Annotated in this window: 25 protein-coding genes; 6 read left to right on the top strand and 19 right to left on the bottom strand. The window is 71.6% G+C overall.

The features are described 5' to 3' along the window. Window positions 1–10 precede the first annotated feature (10 nt). The 11 genes from DKT69_RS39045 to DKT69_RS18690 all read right to left on the bottom strand — a co-directional run bounded on the left by DKT69_RS39045 (window position 11) and on the right by DKT69_RS18690 (window position 4,912). Window positions 11–172: a hypothetical protein gene (locus tag DKT69_RS39045; RefSeq protein ID WP_201749730.1), complete on the bottom strand. Its 162-nt coding sequence runs from the start codon at window positions 170–172 to the stop codon at window positions 11–13. Window positions 173–232: 60 nt separating this feature from the next. Next, window positions 233–457, bottom strand: a complete 225-nt coding sequence (locus DKT69_RS39040; RefSeq protein WP_201749732.1) for an SDR family oxidoreductase — start codon at window positions 455–457, stop codon at window positions 233–235. A 24-nt stretch (window positions 458–481) separates the two neighbouring features. Next, window positions 482–847 (bottom strand): GYD domain-containing protein, encoded by a 366-nt coding sequence (locus DKT69_RS18730; RefSeq protein ID WP_236648009.1) that lies wholly within the window; start codon window positions 845–847, stop codon window positions 482–484. A 317-nt stretch (window positions 848–1,164) separates the two neighbouring features. Further along, on the bottom strand, window positions 1,165–1,764 hold the full coding sequence (locus DKT69_RS18725; protein ID WP_109802822.1) for a dihydrofolate reductase family protein: 600 nt from the start codon (window positions 1,762–1,764) through the stop codon (window positions 1,165–1,167). Then, window positions 1,761–2,216, bottom strand: a complete 456-nt coding sequence (locus tag DKT69_RS18720; RefSeq protein ID WP_109802821.1) for an SRPBCC family protein — start codon at window positions 2,214–2,216, stop codon at window positions 1,761–1,763. Before DKT69_RS18720 ends, DKT69_RS18725 begins: the two co-directional genes overlap by 4 nt. Beyond that, on the bottom strand, window positions 2,213–2,551 hold the full coding sequence (locus tag DKT69_RS18715; RefSeq protein ID WP_109802820.1) for an ArsR/SmtB family transcription factor: 339 nt from the start codon (window positions 2,549–2,551) through the stop codon (window positions 2,213–2,215). Before DKT69_RS18715 ends, DKT69_RS18720 begins: the two co-directional genes overlap by 4 nt. 157 nt (window positions 2,552–2,708) lie before the next feature. Then, the gene (locus tag DKT69_RS18710) at window positions 2,709–3,161 is read right to left on the bottom strand and encodes an SUKH-3 domain-containing protein (protein WP_109802819.1); all 453 of its coding nucleotides are present in this window, start codon (window positions 3,159–3,161) and stop codon (window positions 2,709–2,711) included. Beyond that, window positions 3,161–3,679: a hypothetical protein gene (locus DKT69_RS18705; protein ID WP_109802818.1), complete on the bottom strand. Its 519-nt coding sequence runs from the start codon at window positions 3,677–3,679 to the stop codon at window positions 3,161–3,163. Before DKT69_RS18705 ends, DKT69_RS18710 begins: the two co-directional genes overlap by 1 nt. Then, entirely contained in the window at window positions 3,672–4,166 is a 495-nt protein-coding gene (locus DKT69_RS18700; protein WP_109802817.1) for a WXG100-like domain-containing protein, read from the bottom strand. The genes DKT69_RS18705 and DKT69_RS18700 overlap by 8 nt, the downstream gene beginning before the upstream one ends. A gap of 4 nt (window positions 4,167–4,170) precedes the next feature. After that, on the bottom strand, window positions 4,171–4,488 hold the full coding sequence (locus tag DKT69_RS18695; protein ID WP_109802816.1) for a hypothetical protein: 318 nt from the start codon (window positions 4,486–4,488) through the stop codon (window positions 4,171–4,173). A 7-nt stretch (window positions 4,489–4,495) separates the two neighbouring features. After that, window positions 4,496–4,912, bottom strand: coding sequence for a YbaB/EbfC family nucleoid-associated protein (locus DKT69_RS18690; RefSeq protein ID WP_236648007.1), 417 nt, complete (start codon window positions 4,910–4,912; stop codon window positions 4,496–4,498). A 271-nt stretch (window positions 4,913–5,183) separates the two neighbouring features. Here DKT69_RS18690 and DKT69_RS18685 point away from each other — a divergent pair, with 271 nt between their 5' ends. Continuing rightward, window positions 5,184–6,269, top strand: a complete 1,086-nt coding sequence (locus DKT69_RS18685; RefSeq protein WP_109802814.1) for a Gfo/Idh/MocA family protein — start codon at window positions 5,184–5,186, stop codon at window positions 6,267–6,269. A gap of 92 nt (window positions 6,270–6,361) precedes the next feature. On the opposite strand, the gene DKT69_RS38390 is transcribed toward DKT69_RS18685, so the two are convergent. Next, window positions 6,362–6,862, bottom strand: a complete 501-nt coding sequence (locus DKT69_RS38390; RefSeq protein ID WP_255420212.1) for an SRPBCC family protein — start codon at window positions 6,860–6,862, stop codon at window positions 6,362–6,364. 256 nt (window positions 6,863–7,118) lie between these two features. Here DKT69_RS38390 and DKT69_RS18675 point away from each other — a divergent pair, with 256 nt between their 5' ends. Both DKT69_RS18675 and DKT69_RS18670 read left to right on the top strand, forming a co-directional pair. Next, a complete protein-coding gene (locus DKT69_RS18675; RefSeq protein WP_109802812.1) occupies window positions 7,119–7,616 on the top strand; it encodes a GNAT family N-acetyltransferase in 498 nt (165 codons plus the stop codon). Window positions 7,617–7,771: 155 nt separating this feature from the next. Then, on the top strand, window positions 7,772–9,358 hold the full coding sequence (locus DKT69_RS18670; RefSeq protein WP_161557879.1) for a S8 family peptidase: 1,587 nt from the start codon (window positions 7,772–7,774) through the stop codon (window positions 9,356–9,358). Between the two features lie 73 nt (window positions 9,359–9,431). On the opposite strand, the gene DKT69_RS18665 is transcribed toward DKT69_RS18670, so the two are convergent. From DKT69_RS18665 to DKT69_RS18650, 4 genes are all read right to left on the bottom strand, one after another. Continuing rightward, the gene (locus DKT69_RS18665; RefSeq protein ID WP_236648005.1) at window positions 9,432–9,935 is read right to left on the bottom strand and encodes an aldo/keto reductase; all 504 of its coding nucleotides are present in this window, start codon (window positions 9,933–9,935) and stop codon (window positions 9,432–9,434) included. Continuing rightward, on the bottom strand, window positions 9,932–11,329 hold the full coding sequence (tnpB, locus tag DKT69_RS18660) for an IS607 family element RNA-guided endonuclease TnpB (protein WP_236648004.1): 1,398 nt from the start codon (window positions 11,327–11,329) through the stop codon (window positions 9,932–9,934). Before tnpB ends, DKT69_RS18665 begins: the two co-directional genes overlap by 4 nt. Window positions 11,330–11,485: 156 nt before the next feature. Further along, window positions 11,486–11,776 (bottom strand): aldo/keto reductase, encoded by a 291-nt coding sequence (locus tag DKT69_RS39920; protein ID WP_236648003.1) that lies wholly within the window; start codon window positions 11,774–11,776, stop codon window positions 11,486–11,488. A gap of 252 nt (window positions 11,777–12,028) precedes the next feature. Continuing rightward, entirely contained in the window at window positions 12,029–12,277 is a 249-nt protein-coding gene (locus tag DKT69_RS18650; protein WP_109802810.1) for a hypothetical protein, read from the bottom strand. A gap of 104 nt (window positions 12,278–12,381) precedes the next feature. On the opposite strand from DKT69_RS18650, the gene DKT69_RS18645 reads away from it, so the two are divergent. Continuing rightward, window positions 12,382–12,873: an MmyB family transcriptional regulator gene (locus DKT69_RS18645; protein WP_161557878.1), complete on the top strand. Its 492-nt coding sequence runs from the start codon at window positions 12,382–12,384 to the stop codon at window positions 12,871–12,873. A gap of 2 nt (window positions 12,874–12,875) precedes the next feature. Here the strand turns inward: DKT69_RS18645 and DKT69_RS18640 are convergent, their stop codons facing one another. The 3 genes from DKT69_RS18640 to DKT69_RS18630 form a co-directional block, all read right to left on the bottom strand. Then, the gene (locus DKT69_RS18640) at window positions 12,876–13,100 is read right to left on the bottom strand and encodes a hypothetical protein (RefSeq protein ID WP_109802809.1); all 225 of its coding nucleotides are present in this window, start codon (window positions 13,098–13,100) and stop codon (window positions 12,876–12,878) included. Between the two features lie 556 nt (window positions 13,101–13,656). After that, window positions 13,657–14,508, bottom strand: a complete 852-nt coding sequence (locus tag DKT69_RS18635) for an aldo/keto reductase (RefSeq protein WP_109802808.1) — start codon at window positions 14,506–14,508, stop codon at window positions 13,657–13,659. A 153-nt stretch (window positions 14,509–14,661) separates the two neighbouring features. Further along, on the bottom strand, window positions 14,662–15,630 hold the full coding sequence (locus DKT69_RS18630) for a LysR family transcriptional regulator (RefSeq protein ID WP_109802866.1): 969 nt from the start codon (window positions 15,628–15,630) through the stop codon (window positions 14,662–14,664). 88 nt (window positions 15,631–15,718) lie between these two features. Here DKT69_RS18630 and DKT69_RS18625 point away from each other — a divergent pair, with 88 nt between their 5' ends. After that, window positions 15,719–16,225: a SigE family RNA polymerase sigma factor gene (locus tag DKT69_RS18625; RefSeq protein ID WP_109802807.1), complete on the top strand. Its 507-nt coding sequence runs from the start codon at window positions 15,719–15,721 to the stop codon at window positions 16,223–16,225. Continuing rightward, window positions 16,222–17,574 carry a hypothetical protein gene (locus DKT69_RS18620; protein WP_109802806.1) on the top strand — a complete coding sequence of 451 codons (1,353 nt, stop codon included), beginning with the start codon at window positions 16,222–16,224 and terminating at the stop codon, window positions 17,572–17,574. The genes DKT69_RS18625 and DKT69_RS18620 overlap by 4 nt, the downstream gene beginning before the upstream one ends. Window positions 17,575–17,719 lie beyond the last annotated feature (145 nt).

Genomic DNA, 17,719 nt, shown 5'->3' with positions numbered 1-17,719 from the left:
GGGGTGCCCCTCAGTGAGCCCGTTCGGCGAGGAACTCCTCCCAGGTCCGCCGACCTACGGCCTGCTCCGGCGCCAGGTTAGCCCCGCCCCGGAATTCGTAGTAGCCGAACATGCCGCGGTCGACCGGGCTGCTGATCGGAATCCGGTCGACTCCGACGATGGAGATGCACACTCAGGTGCGGCCTACCAGCCCCGCGACGCCGCCCGGACGAGATTCCGAGCGGCGCCGAGGTCACCCTGGTAGCTGCTGGCGCAGTGGACGATCGTCTCGACACGCGCCCACGGCCGCGTCGACGCCTGCGCCGCTGGTCAGATCGCCGGTGACGAACTCGACTCCGTCCTCGGCCGGTCGGCCGCGCCGGGTCAGGACGCGTAGGTCGCAGCCCGCGTCGCGCAGACGTGACACGACGTGGCGGCCGAGTGTCCCCGTCCCGCCCGTGACCAGGACCGGTGGCATCACCGCTCGCTCATCGGACAGAGGTCATCTACCCGGCGGCTGGTAGGCCTCTTTCGCCCGGACCGCCTCATCGACTTCCTCGGCTGTCAGCACCGGTGTGATCCGCGAGTCCACACCGCCCGCCGCCCGGATGGCGATGGCCAGTGCGGCCGCGGCCTTGTGGTCCGGCAATTCACACAACACATAGGTGTCGTTCTTACCGAATGAGAAGTGCATCGACTCCAGCCGGCCGCCGCTGGCCTCGATCGTGTTTCGGACGACCTCGACCCGCTTGGAACCACCGTCGGTGATCAGCCCCTTGAGCCCGTCAATGGTGTACGTCGACTGCAACAGGAATTTGGGCACCTCGGCATCAACTCCCAGATGTGCTGGCGGCCGCTCGACGGCCACCAGCGCCTGCTCGGTTCGTGGATCAGATCGCGCCTCAGCGCGTCCCTTGGCGTTGGATCCGCTCAGCGCCCTCGACCTTGGCCCGGCCCTGGTCGCGTTCCGTGCCCGATGTCCCGGTCGCCGCCCGCAGGTGCCGGCGGTCTGGCGAGTGTTCGACCTCGGAGCCCTGCCGGCCCCGTGCCCCGCTGCCCGGATTCCGCCCCGCGCGTGCTGACTCGCCGCCGGGGTCGTGCTTGTTTGCCTTGTGGCTACCCATGCGCCGCGCGTACCCGCTACGTGGGGCGCTAGTCATCCCGCGGCGACCGCGGTCGCACCGGTCAGCCGGCGAGTGCCGGCTCCCGGGCGTACGTCAGCAGCAGGGCACCGGTGCTGGTTGGCTCGTTGCTCCTCAGGCGGAACGACGCGAGCCGCCCACCCTCCGGCCAGATGCGCTTCCCGCCGCCCAGCAGCACCGGGTCGAGCATCAGCCGCAGCTCGTCGACCAGGTCGTGCTCGAGCAGCGTCCGGGCCAGCCGCGCACTGCCGATCAGCTGCAGCTCACCCTCGCCCGACTCCTTGAGCTCGGCCACCGCCTTGGCCACATCGCCAGCCAACAACGAAGAGTGCTCCCAGGGCAGCGGCGAGGCGAGCGTCGTCGACACCACGTACTTCGGCTTTTGGTTGAGCGGTTCGGCGACCACCCGCTCGGGTCCGGTGACGCGCGGCCAGTGCGCGGCGAACCGCTCGTAGGTCAACCGTCCGAAAAGGAAGGAGGAGGCGGCATCCAACCCGTCGACCACCCACTGCCGGGAGGTGTCGTCGAACCAGCGCAGGTGCCAGCCGCCGTGCGCGAAACCGCCGCTGGGGTCCTCGTCGGGCGCGCCGGGCGCCTGCACCACCCCGTCCATGCTCATCCACTCGACCACCACGAGCTTCACGCCGCCACCTCCGCGAGCTTGTCCAGCACCGACTTCCAGCCGGGCGCGACGCCGTCGGCCACCTGCGGCATCGCCGCCGCCAGGTCGTCCAGCCGTTCGTGTACGAGGGTGAGCGCGGTCCCGCCCTCCGGCTTCCCCTCGAGGGTGACGGTCAGCAGCGAGTCGAACGTCGGGCCTTCGGTGCGTTGCGGGCCGACGAAGCCCCAGCGCCAGACGATGCGCCGGTCCTGCTCCAGCTCGAGCAGTTCGCAGTCGAAGCCGCCGACGTCGGCGCCGGCGTCGGTGTGCCAGATCCGGTACCGGCCGCCGACCCGGGGCTCCACCTCGGCGTGGCTCACCTCCAGCCCGCCGGGGGCGAGCCAGCGACGCAGCAGGTCGGGGTCGAGCCAGGCCCGGTAGACCTTCTCGGGTGGGGCGGGCAGTTCGCGGTGCAGCCGTACGGCGGTGCTCATCGGTCGGTCCCTTCGTCGTCGATGAGGAGCGTCTCCAGGGCGTCGAGGCGGTCGTCCCAGTGGCGTCGGTAGAAGTTCAGCCAGGCGGAGGCCGTGGCGAGCGGCGCCGGTTCGAGCCGACAGACGTGCCGGCGGCCGGTGATGGTGCGCCGGACCAGGCCGGCGCGTTCCAGCACCTGCAGGTGCTTCGACGCCGCGGCCAGGGACATCTCGAGGGGCTCGGCCAGCTCGCCGACGGTCAGCTCCCGTCCGGCGAGCCGGCGCAGCATGGTGCGCCGCGCCCCGTGCGCGAGGGCGTGGAACACCGCGTCCATCCCCACCGAATCCTCAACCATGCGGTTGACGATAATCGCCGGCGGACCGTTCGTAAACCGATTGGTTGAATTTTATCCGGGCTGGCCGCGGCCGAGCGGGATGCGTCGGGGCGGCGCATACGAGGAAGCCCCCGACCGCGCCGTTCAGCTGGTCGAGGGCTCTCGTGGGCGCGGCGGCCTACGGCTCGTCCGGGGCGTCCTCGCCCTCCAGCAGCCGGGCCAGGCCGGTCGCGCCGGGGCCGACCCGCTTGATCTGGTCGTTGAACAGCATGTGGACGGTGCCGGCGGCGTCGATCGCCAGGCTGGCGTGCCCGTCGTACTCTTCCCCGACCGGATAGAGCTGGCCGGCCGTCGATGCGTCGAGGCTGTCGAACCACGTCTTCTGCCCCAGGCACAGGGTCGGGTCGAGTCGTACGCCGATGCGGGCGTAGTCCCGGCCGGGACCGCTCACCGGGACGGCCAGGCCGCCGAACTCGGTCAGGAACGCGCGCGCGGCGGGGTGCATCGTGAACCCCTCCGGGGCGAGCGCGCTCTCCCACTCGGACACGTCCGTCCGGCGGCGCGGCGACCAGCCCGCCGCCTTGAGCTCCTGTGCCGCCCGCGCCGGCAGGTCGCGCTCGTCGCCGCGCATCACAGCGCCTCCTTGAGGTCGAACTCGTTCCGCAACGACTTGCAACTGTTGCAGCACGGGTTGTGGGCGCCGTGGCCGGGGTTGCCGGGGGCGCGGATCCGCGCCGCGCCGATGGCGCCGCCGCGCGGGTCGATGCCCCGGTCCAGCAGCTTCGACAACGACTGCGGCAGCGCGCAGTTGCCGTGCCACGGCGCGCGGAGGTTCTGGGGCACGCTGTCGAGCGCCCGGGCCACCTCGCGGTGGTGCGGGTAGATCTTGTCCGGGCCGTCGCTCACGGAGACCGCGGTGTGCCGACCGTCCGCCGTGGTGACCGCCTCGGCGGTGCCGTTGACCCGCCCGTTGCGCTGCTGGCGGTCGGCCTCCCGCCGGGCCCGGTACGACGCCTGCCGGGCCGGGGACGCGTTGCGGGTCGGCCGTGCGTCGGGTGTGCCCCGCCGCCGACGCTTGACCTTCTTGAGATCCCGGACCCACTCCCGGGCGAACTTGGCGGCGATCTTGCCGGTGCGGTTCCTAACCATCGATCAACCGCCAGACGGCCTCCTGCATGAGGTTGCCGATGATCGTGCGGGCCAGCGTCTGGAACACGGGAATCTCCAGCAGGGACGCGCCGAAGGTCGGGCCCGCGGTGGCGATCGCCTGCGCGATCTGGATCGCCAGGATCGTCAGCTGCACGATGACGGCGATCTTCAGGGCCAGCACGATCGCGGCGCAGATGATGAGCCCGGCGCCGCCGACCACCGCCCCGGTGACATTGCTGACCACACTCGCGGCCGGGCTCTCCTCACCCGCCCACCAGTTCCGGAACGCCTCGATGTCGCCGCCCTCGTTGCCGGTGAGCGCGTTGGTGGCGGCGGTGACGGCACCGGCCAGGAACTCGGCCATGTCGTCGCTGAACTCGAGCCACGCCTGGCCCAGCTCGAACAGCTTCTGCTCGTCCGAAGCCGGCCAGTCGTAGCCCAGGATGTCGAGCAGACTGCGCAGCTCGCCGGGGATCTGCAGGCCCACGCCGTCAGCCTCCGAGCCGACCGAGGATGGAGTGGAACAGGTCGCCGGTGTCGGCCTCGTTCTCCTCGTGCGACCGCGCCATCGCGGCGAGGTCGTCGCCGGCGAGACCGACCTCCTCGAGGGCCTCGGTGAGCACCTCGAAGACGAAGCCCGACGCCTCCTCGTGCGCCACGCCGAGCAGGGAACCCGTGTCGTCGTCGCCGAACGCCGGGCCGATCGAGGCCAGTCGCGCCTGGAAGGCCGTCACCCGGCTGGCGAAGTCGTCGGCCGCCGAACGCATCGCGTTGCCGGCGGCGGCCAGCCCGTCCGGATCGATCTGCACGGCGCGGTCACCCGCCCCGACGGCTCAGCCGGTCCTGCGCTTCGGCGAGCCCGTCGAGGAAGGTGGTGAACTGTCGGGCGGCGTCCTGCTGGATGGTGCTCAGCTGCCGGCCCAGGTCGCCGAGGTCGACCGGGCCCGCCGGCGTCGCCGTGGCCCGCTGGAGGTCCTCCATCGCGTTGTTGACCGCGACCATGATGTGGCCGGTCAGCGTCGCGAGGTCGAGCCGGAGCAGCCGCGGGTCGACCTCCAGCGCGGTCATCCGGCCCGGCGGTGCGGTGCGGACGCGGACCAGGCCGTCGGCCGCCTCGCCGCGCCCCTCCGGCGGCGCCGCACCTGCGTCCTCCCTTGTGGACTGGTAGGCGGCAAGGCTACGCAACGTGTCGGTGAGCAGCTTGTCCATGCCGGACGGGTCGGTAGACGCCACCTCAGCCCCCGCTTCCGTTGTGACTACGTCAGCGTGATCTTAGGCGACCCTCGCAAGCGCATCGACACCTGTCGGTGCGCTGTCGATATTCGGTTACCAGCCACTGGTCCGCCTCAGATGGCCCGCGTCCCACCCTCCGCGACGGAGAACCTGGCCAGCTTCCGAAGGGCGCCATCGCTAAGATCCCGGCCAGGTGCCGGCCGGAGCAGCCAATCGTTGAGAGGGTGCGTCGTCTACGGCTCAACATCCGGTCTCGACGTCAGGAAATGAGATGACAACCGCGGTCCAGACTCGGTTCGCCATCGTCGGCAGCGGCTGGCGGGGGGCGTTCTTCCTGCGGCTGGCCAGGCTGCTGCCACAGCGCTTCCGGGTGACAGGGGTGGTCACCCGTGCCGCATCGCGTGGGGACGAGGTCGCGGCCGAGTGGGGCGTGCCGACCTTCCGTTCCGCCGCCGACCTGCTCGCGCACGAGCGGCCCGACTTCGTCATCGTGTCGGTGCCCTGGTCGGTGACGCCCGACGTGACCCGCGAACTGGTCGCCGTTGGTGTGCCGGTACTCGCCGAGACGCCCCCCGCCCCTGACCTCGCCGGGCTGCGGTCGCTGTGGTCCGACGTGGGGGACAGCGGCCTGGTGCAGGTCGCCGAGCAGTACCTGCTGATGCCCGGGCACGCGGCCCGGCTGGAGTTGATCCGCGCCGGGGTGCTGGGCGAGCCCACCTCCGTCCAGATCTCCTCGACGCACCTGTACCACGCGGTCTCGCTGATCCGTGGCCTGCTGGGAGTCGGGTACGACACCGCCGAGGTCAGCGCGCGGGCCTTCGTCGCATCGCTGGCCAACCCCTTGTCACCGGAGGGCTGGAGCGGTGACATGACGCCCCAGCAGCTTGTCACCACCCTCGCGACCATCGACTTCGGCGGGCGGATGGGGCTGTACGACTTCACCGACAACCAGTGGTGGAACCCGCTGCGTTCGCGTCGGCTGGTCGTCCGGGGCTCGCTGGGCGAGATGGTGGATGACCCGGTCGTCCGCCTGGTCGACCCGACGACGCCTGTGGAGTCGTCCCTGGTGCGGCGGCAGACCGGCGTCGACCTGAACCTCGAAGGGCTCGACCTGAAGCACATCAGCTTCGACGGCCGCGTCGTCTACCGCAATCCGTTCGTCGGCAGCGGTCTGTCCGATGACGACCTCGCGGTGGCCGACATCGTGGCTCGTACCGGTGCCTGGGCGCGAGAGGAAGGGCCGGCGCCCTATCCCCTCGCCGAGGCGTGCCAGGACCACCTCATCAGCCTCGCCATCGAGGAATCGGTGCGCAGCGGTAGGCCCGTGGTCACCACCCGGGAGGCGTGGGCCGGGTAGCTCGCGCCAGCCCGGCCCAGCCGACCGCCGGAGCGGGGCGGCAGAGGCCGGCCCCACGCCAGGGGGTTACGGCTTCCAGGAGCCGCCGTACCCTAGCCGAACTTGCCCGCCACGGAATGGTCCAAGCTGGTCACCCTTCCCGTCTCCAGCACTTCCTTCAATCTCCGCAGATTTGCCGGCACCTCCCCGGCGGGAGGTTTACCCATCAACGCGAGGACCCGGTGCCCCAGCCTCCCCAGCGGCGTTCGCATCACCTCGCGCACCTCGGTCTCGCCAACCGCGGAGCCGCTGATGAAGTGGACCTCCCAGTAGGTCCGCAGCCCGGGCAGGGAGCGCGTCTCGTAGCCGATGACCTCGTTCGTACGCTCCTCGGTCACCCTCATCGTCGACCTGAACCGAACGCCCAGCGGGCCTTGTATCGTCCATCGGGACACCGCTGGGCCCACCTGTTCGACGGCCATGACATCGCCCAGAAACCGTGGCAGGTTCGTGAAGTCGCGATAGAACGCGAAAACCTCCCGCACCGGGCGCCGAATCGTCACTCGCGCTTCGACCGCATTGTGTGCTCGCGGTCGCGATGATGTTCCCCGCATCGCAGTCTCCGATCGGTCTCCCAACCGTGGGCGCTGCCGCTCGACGTGATCTGTCGCGCCCTCGCGTACCCGCTGACCCATCCGCCATGCCGACGACTCACCGAGCTGGTTGGCGGCGATCCCCGTTCGGCGCAGTCGAGCCACCAGTTGTCGCGTGTCCCTGGGTCGACGAGGGCATCCGGCGATCAAGGGTGATGTGCAAGGAATCGTCGGTGGCGGCTGTTTCAATGAGCCCTCGGGAGAACGGGGGGGCGACATGACTGAGGTGCGCATTGAGCCGTGGAGCGAGGGCGACCTCGACCTGCTGCGACAGCTCAACGCGCCGGAGGTCCGCGCGCACACCGGGGGCCCGGAGACCGAGGAGCAGGTGGTCGCCCGGCACGAGCGGTACGTCCGCGGCCCGGGCCCGCGCAGCGGCACCATGTTCAGCGTCGTGCTGCCCGACGGCGAAAAGGTGGGCAGCGTCGGCTACTGGGCCCGGGAGTGGCGCGGCGAGCAGGTCTACGAGATGGGCTGGGCGATCCTGCCCGGGTACCAGGGCCGGGGCCTCGCGACCGCGGCGGTGCGCGCGGCGGTCGCGGAGGCCGCGGCGCGCGGCGACCGGCGCTGGGCGCACGCCTACCCGTCGGTGGACAACCCGCCGTCGAACGCGGTCTGCCGCAAGGCCGGCTTCACGCTGGTGGGCGAGACCGAGTTCGAGTACCCGCCGGGGCACCTGATGCGCTCCAACGACTGGCGCATCGACCTATTCTGATCAGTTCACAGCTGTTGTCCACTGGCAACTTTTCCCAGCGCTTGGTCTTCCCACGCCCCGGGACATTCATCTACGTTCCAGCTAAGCCCACCCGTCTCCGTCCTCGCGAGACTCGCGAGGGGGCGGCTGGGTGAGGGAGGACCGCAATGATGCGCATGAGTCCCCGCAAGCTAGGAGCGGCGTTCGCTGCCGCCGCCGTCACGGCCGCCCTGGTCGGCGCGCCGCCGGCCGGCGCGGCCCCCGCCACAGCGGACGGTCCGACCCGCACCTACCTCGTCCTCTACAAGCAGACCGCGGTGCCGTCGGACGCCGCCGACACCGTCCGCGACGCCGGCGGTGAGATCGTCGCGGCCTACGACGCGACCGGCATCCTGGTGGCTCGTTCCGGCTACTCCGGCTTCGCCGACGCCATCCAGAAGGACGTCAAGGTCGAGGGTGCCTCGGCGACCGACAGGTTCGGCGTCCAGGTCGGCGGCGTCCAGGCGGACGGCCGCGACGAGCAGGCCCCCGAGCTGCCGAACTCGCCCGCCACCGACGGCGACAACCTCTCCCCGTTGCAGTGGGACATGCGGCAGATCTCCACGCCGCAGGCCCACGCGGTCACCGGCGGCAGCCGGACCGTCGTGGTCGGCGACATCGACACCGGACTGGACTTCACCCACCCCGACATCGCGCCCAACTACTCGGCCGCCGACAGCGCCGACTGCTCCAGCGGGGCGCCGGCGCCGCTGCGACCCGGCAACGACGTCAACGGTCACGGCACCCACACCGCCGGCACCATCGCCGCGGCGTCCAACGGCATCGGCATCGTCGGCGTAGCCCCGAACGTAAGGATCGCCGGCATCAAGTCCTCGACCGACGCCGGGTTCTTCTTCCCGGAGATGGTCGTCTGCTCGTTCATGTGGGCGGCCGAGCGGCACCTGGACGTGACGAACAACAGCTACTTCGCCGACCCCTTCCTGTTCAACTGCCGCAACGACAAGGCGCAGCACGCGATCTGGAAGGCCGAACAGCGGGCCATCCGCCACGCGATGAACCAGGGCGTCACCGTGGTGGCCTCGGCCGGCAACGAGAGCGAGGACCTCTCGCACCCCGGCATCGACACCACCAGCCCGGACTTCCCGCCTGGCAACGAGCAGACGCGCGACGTCACGAACGCCTGCGTGGTCGTGCCGGTCGAGATTCCCGGTGTCATCGGGGTCAGCGCCAACGGCCACAACGAGCAGGCCGACAGCGACGAGGGGCCGGACTACCTCAAGTCGTTCTACTCCAGCTACGGCGTGAGCGCGGTGGACGTGGTCGCCCCCGGCGGTGACTCCGTCTTCGGCAGCAACGCCGAGGCGCCCAACGGGCGCGTCCTGTCGACGTACCCGGCCACCACGCCGTGCCTGCGGCGCGAGGTGGACCCGAACGAGCCGTCCGCGGTGTACTGCTACCTGCAGGGCACCTCGATGGCAGGCCCGCACGTCGCCGGCGTCGCGGCGCTCGTCGTCAGCCGCTACGGCGACCTGCAGAACCCGCAGAACGGCAAGATGCGTCCGGGACAGGTCGAGCAGTACGTGACCCAGACCGCAGACCCCCAGCCGTGTCCGGCGTCGGTGCCGGCCGGGTACGAAACGGTCACCACCAGCCTGGGTGAGCCGCAGGCCTGCCAGGGCGGCCCCGGCTTCAACTCGTGGTACGGCAACGGCCAGGTCAACGCCCTCCGCGCCGTCACCCACGACACCGGAGGCAACGGCTGACGGGAGGATCAGCGCCCCGGCTCGGGCGTCGTGACCATCCGGTCGCGGCGCCCGAGCCGTTGACTCGGGGCCACTACCGCGACTGGTCCAGACGATCCCGCTGCTCGGCGGTCAGCTCCAGGTCCACCGCGGCCAGGCTCTCGTCCAGCTGCGCCACCGACGAGGCCCCGACCAGCGGGATCGCCGGCACGTCGCCGCCCATCAGCCAGGCCAGCACCACCTGGTTCACCGTCGCCCCGGTCTGCGCCGCCACCTCCCGCAGCGCCGCCAGCCGCCCCGGGACGCTCGGCAGGTCGTACGCCGGGCCGAGCGGCTTGTCCGCCCGGGTGTACGCGCCGGTCAGCAGCGGCGAGTACGCCACCAGCGTCAGCTCCGGCTCGGCCCGCAGGTAGCTGGCCAGGTCCGGGCCGACCGCGCCGACGTCGCCGTCCGGGTCCAGCTCGCTGGGCACGTCGAAGCGGCGTTGCAGGTACGTGTGGTGGTACTGGAGCACCTCGTACCCGGGCAGGCCGGCCGCGGCGGCGAGCGCCCGGGCCCGCTCCACCCGGCCCGGTGGTTGCTCGCCGTTTCCTCTCATGATGCGTGGGTGAGCTCATGATTGGATGTCCTACCTTGCGGTGGGACGGTCCCGGTGTTACCCGCTTTGGCGGTGCCGGGTTGACGTTTCACGGCCACCAGCCCCGCGAGCGGGGTCTTACGGTCGGCTCCACGTCCGTTTCGCGTCTCCGGGCCACTCCCGGCGACGGTGACCGCCAGCGCGGCCAGGTTTCGTGCGGCGTTGACGTCCCGGTCCAGGACGAGGCCGCAGGTGGTGCAGGTGTAGGTGCGCTCGGACAGGGCGAGTTTGGTTTTCACCGTGCCGCAGCCCGAGCAGGTTTTCGAGGACGGATACCACCGGTCGGCCACCACCAGCCGCCCGCCGCCCCATGAGGTTTTGTACGCCAGTTGCCGCCGTAGTTCGGCGAACCCGGCATCGGCGATGTGCCGGGCCAGCCGCCGGTTGGCGAGCATCCCGGCCACGTTGAGGTCTTCCACCACCACCGTGCCGTACTCGCGGGCGAGCCGGGTGGTCAGCTTGTGCAGACCGTCACGGCGCAGATGAGCGACCCGGGCATGCGCCCGACCGAGCCGGACGGACGCCCGCTCCCACCGCCTCGACCCACGCCGGCCGGTGCGCCGGTCAGGGCCGACCCGGCGAGAGGCTCGCCGGGCCAAACGCCGCATCCGGCGGGCGGCAGTGTGCAGGTGGCGCGGGTTGGGCTCCACCTCACCGGTGGACAGCACCGCCAGATGCTTGACGCCAAGGTCTACGCCGACCACCACTTCCGGCTGGTTTGGAGTGCGTGCGGCGCGGTCGACGTCGACGCAGAACGCCACGTACCAGCGCCCACCGTCGCGGCGCACCGTCGCCGACACAATCCGGGCGGTGCCCGCCTCAAGCCGGCGAGCGAGCTTACGCGCGGACTCGTGCAGCTTCAACCGGCCCAGCCGGGGCAACACCACATGCCTGCGGTCCGGCTCGACGCGGATCGCCCCGGTGGTGAACCGCACCGACGGGGTGGAGCGGCGGCGGGACTTGAAACGCGGGAACCCGACCGGGTGCCCGGCGCGCTTGCCGGTGCGGGAGTCGGACCAGTTCTTCAATCCCCTGGCCAGCGCGTCCAGGCCGGTGTTGAACGCCTCCTTCGAACACTCGGTCCACCACGGCGCCACATCGGCCTTCGCCGCGTTCCACGCTCTGCGAAGCGCGGGCAGAGACCAGCCGATCGTGGGGGTGAGCTGCTCGTCGGGGGTGCCGTAAGTGCGTTCGACGGCCCGCTGATCCATCACCGCCTTGACCCGGGCCAGCGCCCAGTTGTGTGCCACGCGCGCCGCACCAGCATGCGCGAGCACCGCCCGCTCCTGTCGGGGCGTCAGGTCCAACGCGAACCGGTACGCCTGCACCACACCCAACCGCTCGCGGCCCGCCACGCCCAGCACGATAACCACCCGGTACGACACTCACCCGCAACCACCACGACCTGGCCCCCACGGCGCCGAGCCGCCGACCGCCTGATCCCCCGTCACAATGCACCACCCACATCGCAAGCCACTCTTTTAAGGTCACTAACGCATACCCAAATTTACTCAAACGGCAACAGTTGACACCCCCAACAGGCCCACCGTGCCCTCGGCAACCAGTTCGGCGAACGCCGTGACGGTCTCCTCCAGCGGCACGGTCCGGTCCTCGATGTGCGCGTAGAGCAGGTGCAGCGGTTCCATGCCGCGCCGTTCCCGGCAGCGCTCGGCGGACTCCCGGATCACCTTCGCCGACAGGCCCTCCGGATTGTCGGCGTAGCTGGTGCCGGGGCCAGGGGGCGCGCGCCGAGCTTGGTGGCGATGACGATCTCGTCGCCGACGCCCCGGCTGCGCCGCCACCGGCAGAGCAGCTCCTCGCTCTCCCCGCCCTGGCCGCCGTTTTGCCAGAAGGCGTAGTTGTCCGAGGTAGCACCCCGTAGCCGCCGCCGGCGTCCATCTGGAAGCCCCACAGCAGGCCGCTCGGCCCGTCCGCCGGCAGCGTCGCCAGGTGCACGATCACCTCTGCGCCCTGCTCCCGAGTCACTGATTGACCGCCTTTGGACAGGCGGACGCCGCCGGGACTGGAACTCCCGGCGGCGTCCGCCTGCGCCGTTAGCGGTGTGCGCCCCGAGCTGCACGGATGGGGCGACCGTTCAGGGTCATCCGCATGCGGGTGCGGCCGCTCGCATCGGGTACAGGCTCGACGGCCACGCGGGGGAAGAGCTTGGCGGCGGTGAAGAGCACCCCGCCGGCCACCACCAAGGCTACGGCCAGCCAGGTGAGCTGATATGCGGCCAGGCTCACGCCCGCAACGCTGATTCCGGCACCGGTCTTCGGGAGGGTGTACATGAGCAGCTTCATCCTTCGGTCTCGTCGGTTCCCTAGGTAGCGCTCCAGCCGCCCTTGCCGCCAGCGATAAAAACCGCGAAGGCGCGCAGGTAGGCCAGCGTGAGCAAGAGGGTGTTGTGACCGGGACCCCGGCGTACCTGGTCGACGCGAGCTACGAGGTGCTGGCCTGGAACCGGCTGGCCACCTGGTTCGTCGGCGAGCTGTCGGCGGTGCCGGCCGCCGAGCGGAACATGATCCGCTGGATGTTCCGGCGCGCGATCCCCGGGTCGTACTGGGACGACCCGGAGGTGCTGCGGTTCGCCCGTACCTCGGTGGCCGACCTGCGCGCCGCGTACGGCCGCTACCCGGGCGACCCGGCGATCGCCGCGCTCGTCACCGAGCTGCTCGGGGTGTCGCCGCGGTTCGCCGCACTCTGGGCGGAGCACGAGGTCGGCGAGCGCCGCCCGACCGTCAAGCGGATCGACCACCCCGAGCTGGGGCCGCTGGAGTTCGAATGCCGGGTGCTGCACGTCCCGGAGACCGACCAGCGGCTGATCGTCTACGTCCCCGAACCGGGCTCGGCGACCCCGGCGGCGTTCCACCGGATCGCCGAGCGCGTCGGCTCCTGAGATCAGGCGGCCTTCTGCAGGGCCGCGACGGCCAGCGGGGCCAGCCGGGTCAGCAGCTTCTGGGTGGCCGCGAGGTCGCCGTTCTCGTCGGAGGCGTCGATCTCCAGCACGAAGTTGCCCCGGGCCAGCAGCAGCGTGCACTGGTGGAACGGGCGGCTGCTGGCGAGGCGCTCGCAGAAGGTGATGGTCTCCGGCCCGTCCGGCAGCAGCGGGGGCGACGGGCGCACGATCGTCGACACCTTGCCGTCGGACGAGTAGGTGCCGCTTGCACTTGGCCAGGGTCGCGCAGCTCGTCGGCGAGCTTGCGGCCGGGCACCTTCAGGTAGCCGACGACGTACTGGCGGAGCCAGATCTTCTCCCCGCGCCAGAGCCGCTCCCGCTGGCCGCTGCGCTTGCGGTCCGACGGCAGGCTGTCCCGGCAGGGGGCGATCAGCTTCACCGCCTCGGTGCTCTTCTCGGCGTAGTCGGCCGTCTCCGGGTGGAAGTCGGCGTCCAGGTCCAGCATCGCGGCCTTCACCCGGCTGCGGATCTGGGCGGCCGTGGTGGGCGCCGGCCGCAGCGGCGGTGGGGGCGTCGCCGAGGGGGTCGGCGGCGCCGACCACTGGCTGGCCCGCGGGGCCGCGGCCGGCCTGCAGGCGCCGACTCCGGCGACGATCAGCAACGACAGCAGGGCGAGCGGGAGACGGCGGCGCATCATCGCGGCGAGGTGGTCCTTTCGTACGCGAGGAAGGGGCCCTCCCGGGCCCCCTCCTTACCTGCGCCGCGCTCCTCCGGTGCGTTACGTCAGCTCGGTACGTAGTCGAAGGTGTCCGGGTTCGGGCCCTGCCGCCCGGCCTCGCCCTTGTCCAGGTTCGTGATCCGGTCCATCGCCGCGTCGTCCAGCTCGAAGTCGAAGATCTGGAAGTTCTCCTCGATCCGCTTCGGGGTGGTCGACTTCGGGAAGACGATGTCGCCGCGCTGCACGTGCCAGCGCAGCACCACCTGCGCGGGGGTGCGGCCGACCTGCTGGGCGATGTCGACGATCGTCGGGTCGTCGAGCACCTTGCCCTGCGCGATCGGGGACCACGCCTGCGTCACGACGTTGTGCGCCTTGTCGTACGCGCGCACCTCCTCGTTGCCGAAGTACGGGTGCGCCTCGATCTGGTTCACCGCCGGCACCACGTCCGCCTCGGCGGCCAGCCGCTCCAGGTGCGCCACCTGGAAGTTCGACACCCCGATCGACCGGACCCGGCCGTCGCGCTGCAGCTCCTCCAGCACCTTCCAGGTGGAGACGAAGTCCCCGTCGTAGAGGGTCGGCAGCGGCCAGTGGATCAGGAACAGATCCAGGTAGTCGAACTTCAGCGCCTGCAGCGTCGACTCGAACGCCTTGCAGGCGTCGTCGGGCCGGTGGAAGCCGTTGTTCAGCTTGCTGGTGACGAAGACCTCGCCGCGGTCCAGCCCGGAGGTGCGGACCGCCTGCCCCACCTCGGCCTCGTTGCCGTACATCTCGGCGGTGTCGATGTGCCGGTAGCCGACCTCCAGCGCCTTGCCCACCGCCGTCGGGGTGTCCTTCGGCTCGATCTGGAAGACCCCGAAGCCGAGCTGCGGAATGGTGTTGCCGTCGTTGAGCGAGATGTCGGGAATCGGGTTTGCCATGCGGCTGTCTCTCCCATCGTCAAGGCGCCCGTCCGGCGCGGGAGCGCTGCCACGGCCCGCCGGGCGCGCCTTTCACTTCCTTGTCGTACCCGACGGCGCCGCTTCGTCACAGCGGTTTGCGGGTGATCTGCGACAAGGGTCTCCTTCGGTCGCTCAGCCGGTCGGCGCTTGACCGGCCTCGAAGAGGACCGGCCACGGCCGGGCCACCGACGGGATCGGCGGGGCGAGCGCCGGCTCGGCCACCGCCAGCACCTCGGCCGCGAGCTGCCCGAACATCGGCGCGGCCGGGTGCGCCGAACGGTCCGGCCAGGCCGCCGAGGTTCGCTTCACCAGCGGATTCCCGACCACCGGCCGCCAGGCGATCCGGGGCTCCCGGCGGGCCAGCGCCTCCGGCTCGATGGCCACCGCGCCGCCCGCCAGCACCAGGCCGAAGAGGAACTCCGGGTTGCGGGCGTGCCGGACCCGACCGGGCGTGAAGCCGTGCCGCCGGCACACCGCCAGGACGTGGTCGTGCAGGCCGGGCGCGGTCGCCGGAGGCGCGGTGACCAGATCCAGCCCGGCCAGCTCGGCCAGGTCGACCTGCCGGCCCCGGGCCAGCGGCGAGGCCCGCGGCAGCAGCACCCCCAGCGGTACGTCGACCGCCGGGCCGAACCGCAGCCCGGCCGAGTCCACCGGGTGGTGCAGCAGGCCCGCGTCGAGCCCGCCCTCGGCGAGCATCCGGACCTGCTCGGCGCTGGTCAGCTCGTGCAGGTCGACCTCCAGCCCGGGCGCCTCGGCGGCGAGCCGGTCCAGCAGCACGCGCAGCGTCACCGCCGGGGTCTCCGGCGGTACGCCGGCCCGCAGCACGCCCAGCGCCCCCCGGCGTACCTGGTGGATGAGGTTGCGCAGCCGCTGCTCCCCGGCGAGCAGCTCGTCGGCCTCGCCGAGCAGCAGCTGACCGGCGGTGGTGAGCCGGACCTGCCGCCGGGACCGGTCGAAGAGCTCGACCTGGAGTTCCCGCTCCAACCGCTGGATCGACTGGCTCAGCGGCGGCTGCGCCATCCCCAACGCCTCCGCCGCCCGCCCGAAGTGCAGCTCCCGGGCGACCACCACGAAGTGCCGCAGATGCCGCAGCAGATCCACCACCGCACCCTAGTACTCCGGCCCGGGTTCGTTGAGGCCACAACCGAATCGGGTCCCGGACCACTCATAGTGTTGCTGGGAGGTCGGGTTGCGGGATGAACGGGAATACGTCGACTACGTGCAGGCGCGCACGCCGTCGCTGCGGCGGCTTGCCTACAGGTTGTGCGCAGAGTGGTCGGCCGCTGACGATCTGGTGCAGGAGTGTCTCGTCGCGCTGTACCGGCACTGGCGGAAGGCGTCGGCGGCGGACTCGATCGACGCCTACGTTCGGGCGATGCTGGTCCACGCCTACCTGGCCGAGCGGGAGCGCACGTGGACCCGCCGGGTCCGCCCCGCCGCCGACGTGGCCGGGCCCTCGGCTACGCCGCTGACCGGCGCCGAGCACCGCATCGACCTGCTGGCCGCGCTCGCCAAGCTGTCCCGCGGGCAGCGCGCGGTGCTGGTCCTGCGCTACTGGGAGGGCCTCGACGTCGCCCAGACCGCGGCGGCGCTGGGCTGCTCGACCGGGACCGTCAAGAGCCAGACGTCGTACGCCATCGCGGCGCTGCGACGCCTGCTGCCGAACTACGTGCCGGGAGGGTCGGACATCCCATGAGAGACCTGTTCGCCACCCTGCCGGACGAGCCGGCGCCGCCGATGCCGGCCGGCTACCTGGACACCGTGCTCACCCTGGGCCGCCGCTCGGCCCGCCGCCGGCGGATCGGCACCGCCGCGGTGTGGGCGGTCGTCGTGCTCGCCCTCGCCGTCCTGGTCGTGCCCGGCGTGCCGCTTCCTGCCCAGCCGGGCGCCCCGTCGAAGAAGCCCGGCCTGCCGGACCGCTTCGCCGGGTACTCGCTGCTCACCAGCACCGTCACCAAGGCCCCGCCCGGCCGCGCGATCGCCCTCTACGGCTACGGCAACGGCGAACTGTTCAACATGTTCCAGCCGCTGGTCGTCGGGGCCGACCGGGACACGTACCGGCAGGTCGACGCCCTGCAGGAGCGCAACCGCCCGTCGGCGCTGCTCGCCCCGGACGGCACCCGCGTGCTGCTCGGCGACGACCGCGGCGCGACCGGCGACCTGGTCCTCGTCGACCTGACCACCGGCAAGCGCCGGTCGATTCCGCTCGGCGGCCCGGTCCGCGTGCGGCTGCTGGCCTGGTCCCCCGACGGCCGCCACGTCGCGTACAGCGCCGCCCCCCTCACCCGCTCCGGCGAGTTCGGCAGCGTCAACTTCGTCGAACCCGAGGTGGCCCGCACCGGCACGCTGCGGCTGCTCGACCTGTCGACCGGACGCAGCACCGAGGTGCCGGCGATCAAACCAGCGTGGACGGCGGCGTTCGCGCCGGACAGCCGCCGGCTCGCCGTACAGGTCGGTCAGGAGGTCCACCTCGTCGACCTCGACGGCCGCGAGTCCGGCAGCGTCCACATCACGGCCGGGCGCGAGCTGGCCGCCAACGTCGGCTGGTCGCCGGACGGCAGGTTCCTCGCCACCGTGCCCTGGCTCTCGGAGGGGCCATTCAACGGCACCACCGGCGGCAACACCAACCATGGTGTGTTCCTGTCGATCGCCGGCAACGTCGACTTCGTCGCCATCACCGACGGCGGCACACCGCCGCCGGCGCCGATCCAGGACGTCGTGCAGCTCCTCGGCTGGCGCTCGGCGGGCAGCGTGGTCGCCGCGACCGCGAACGCCGCGGGGCAGCTGTCGCTGACCGAGGTGCAGCTCGGCGCCGGCACCCGCCGGACACTGTCCCGCTTCGACCCGGGCGACAGCTGTGAACTGGGCATGCAGACCTGCCAGGTGTTCGACCTGCAGCTCGCCACCGGCCTGCTGCCCGACCTGACCGTCCGGCACGCCGGCCGCCCACAGCGCGGCCCCTGGCCGGCCGCCCTGACGATCCCCGTCGTCACCGTCGTCCTCGGCGCCGCGCTCCTGCTGTGGCGCCGGCTGCGCCGGACCTGACGGCCCACGGCCGGAATCGGCGGCTGTTCAGCAGGAGCTCGATCCGGTGGCGGTTGCCGGCGGCACCTCCGCTTCCGGCGATCCTGCCGTCGGGGCCGGGGAGTTCCGGGTGGATGTCGAGACGGGGGCCCTGAAGTGCAAGATG

Source organism: Micromonospora sicca, assembly GCF_003172935.1.
Lineage (GTDB): Bacteria > Actinomycetota > Actinomycetes > Mycobacteriales > Micromonosporaceae > Micromonospora > Micromonospora sicca.
This window is presented reverse-complemented; position numbering and strand designations above follow the sequence as displayed.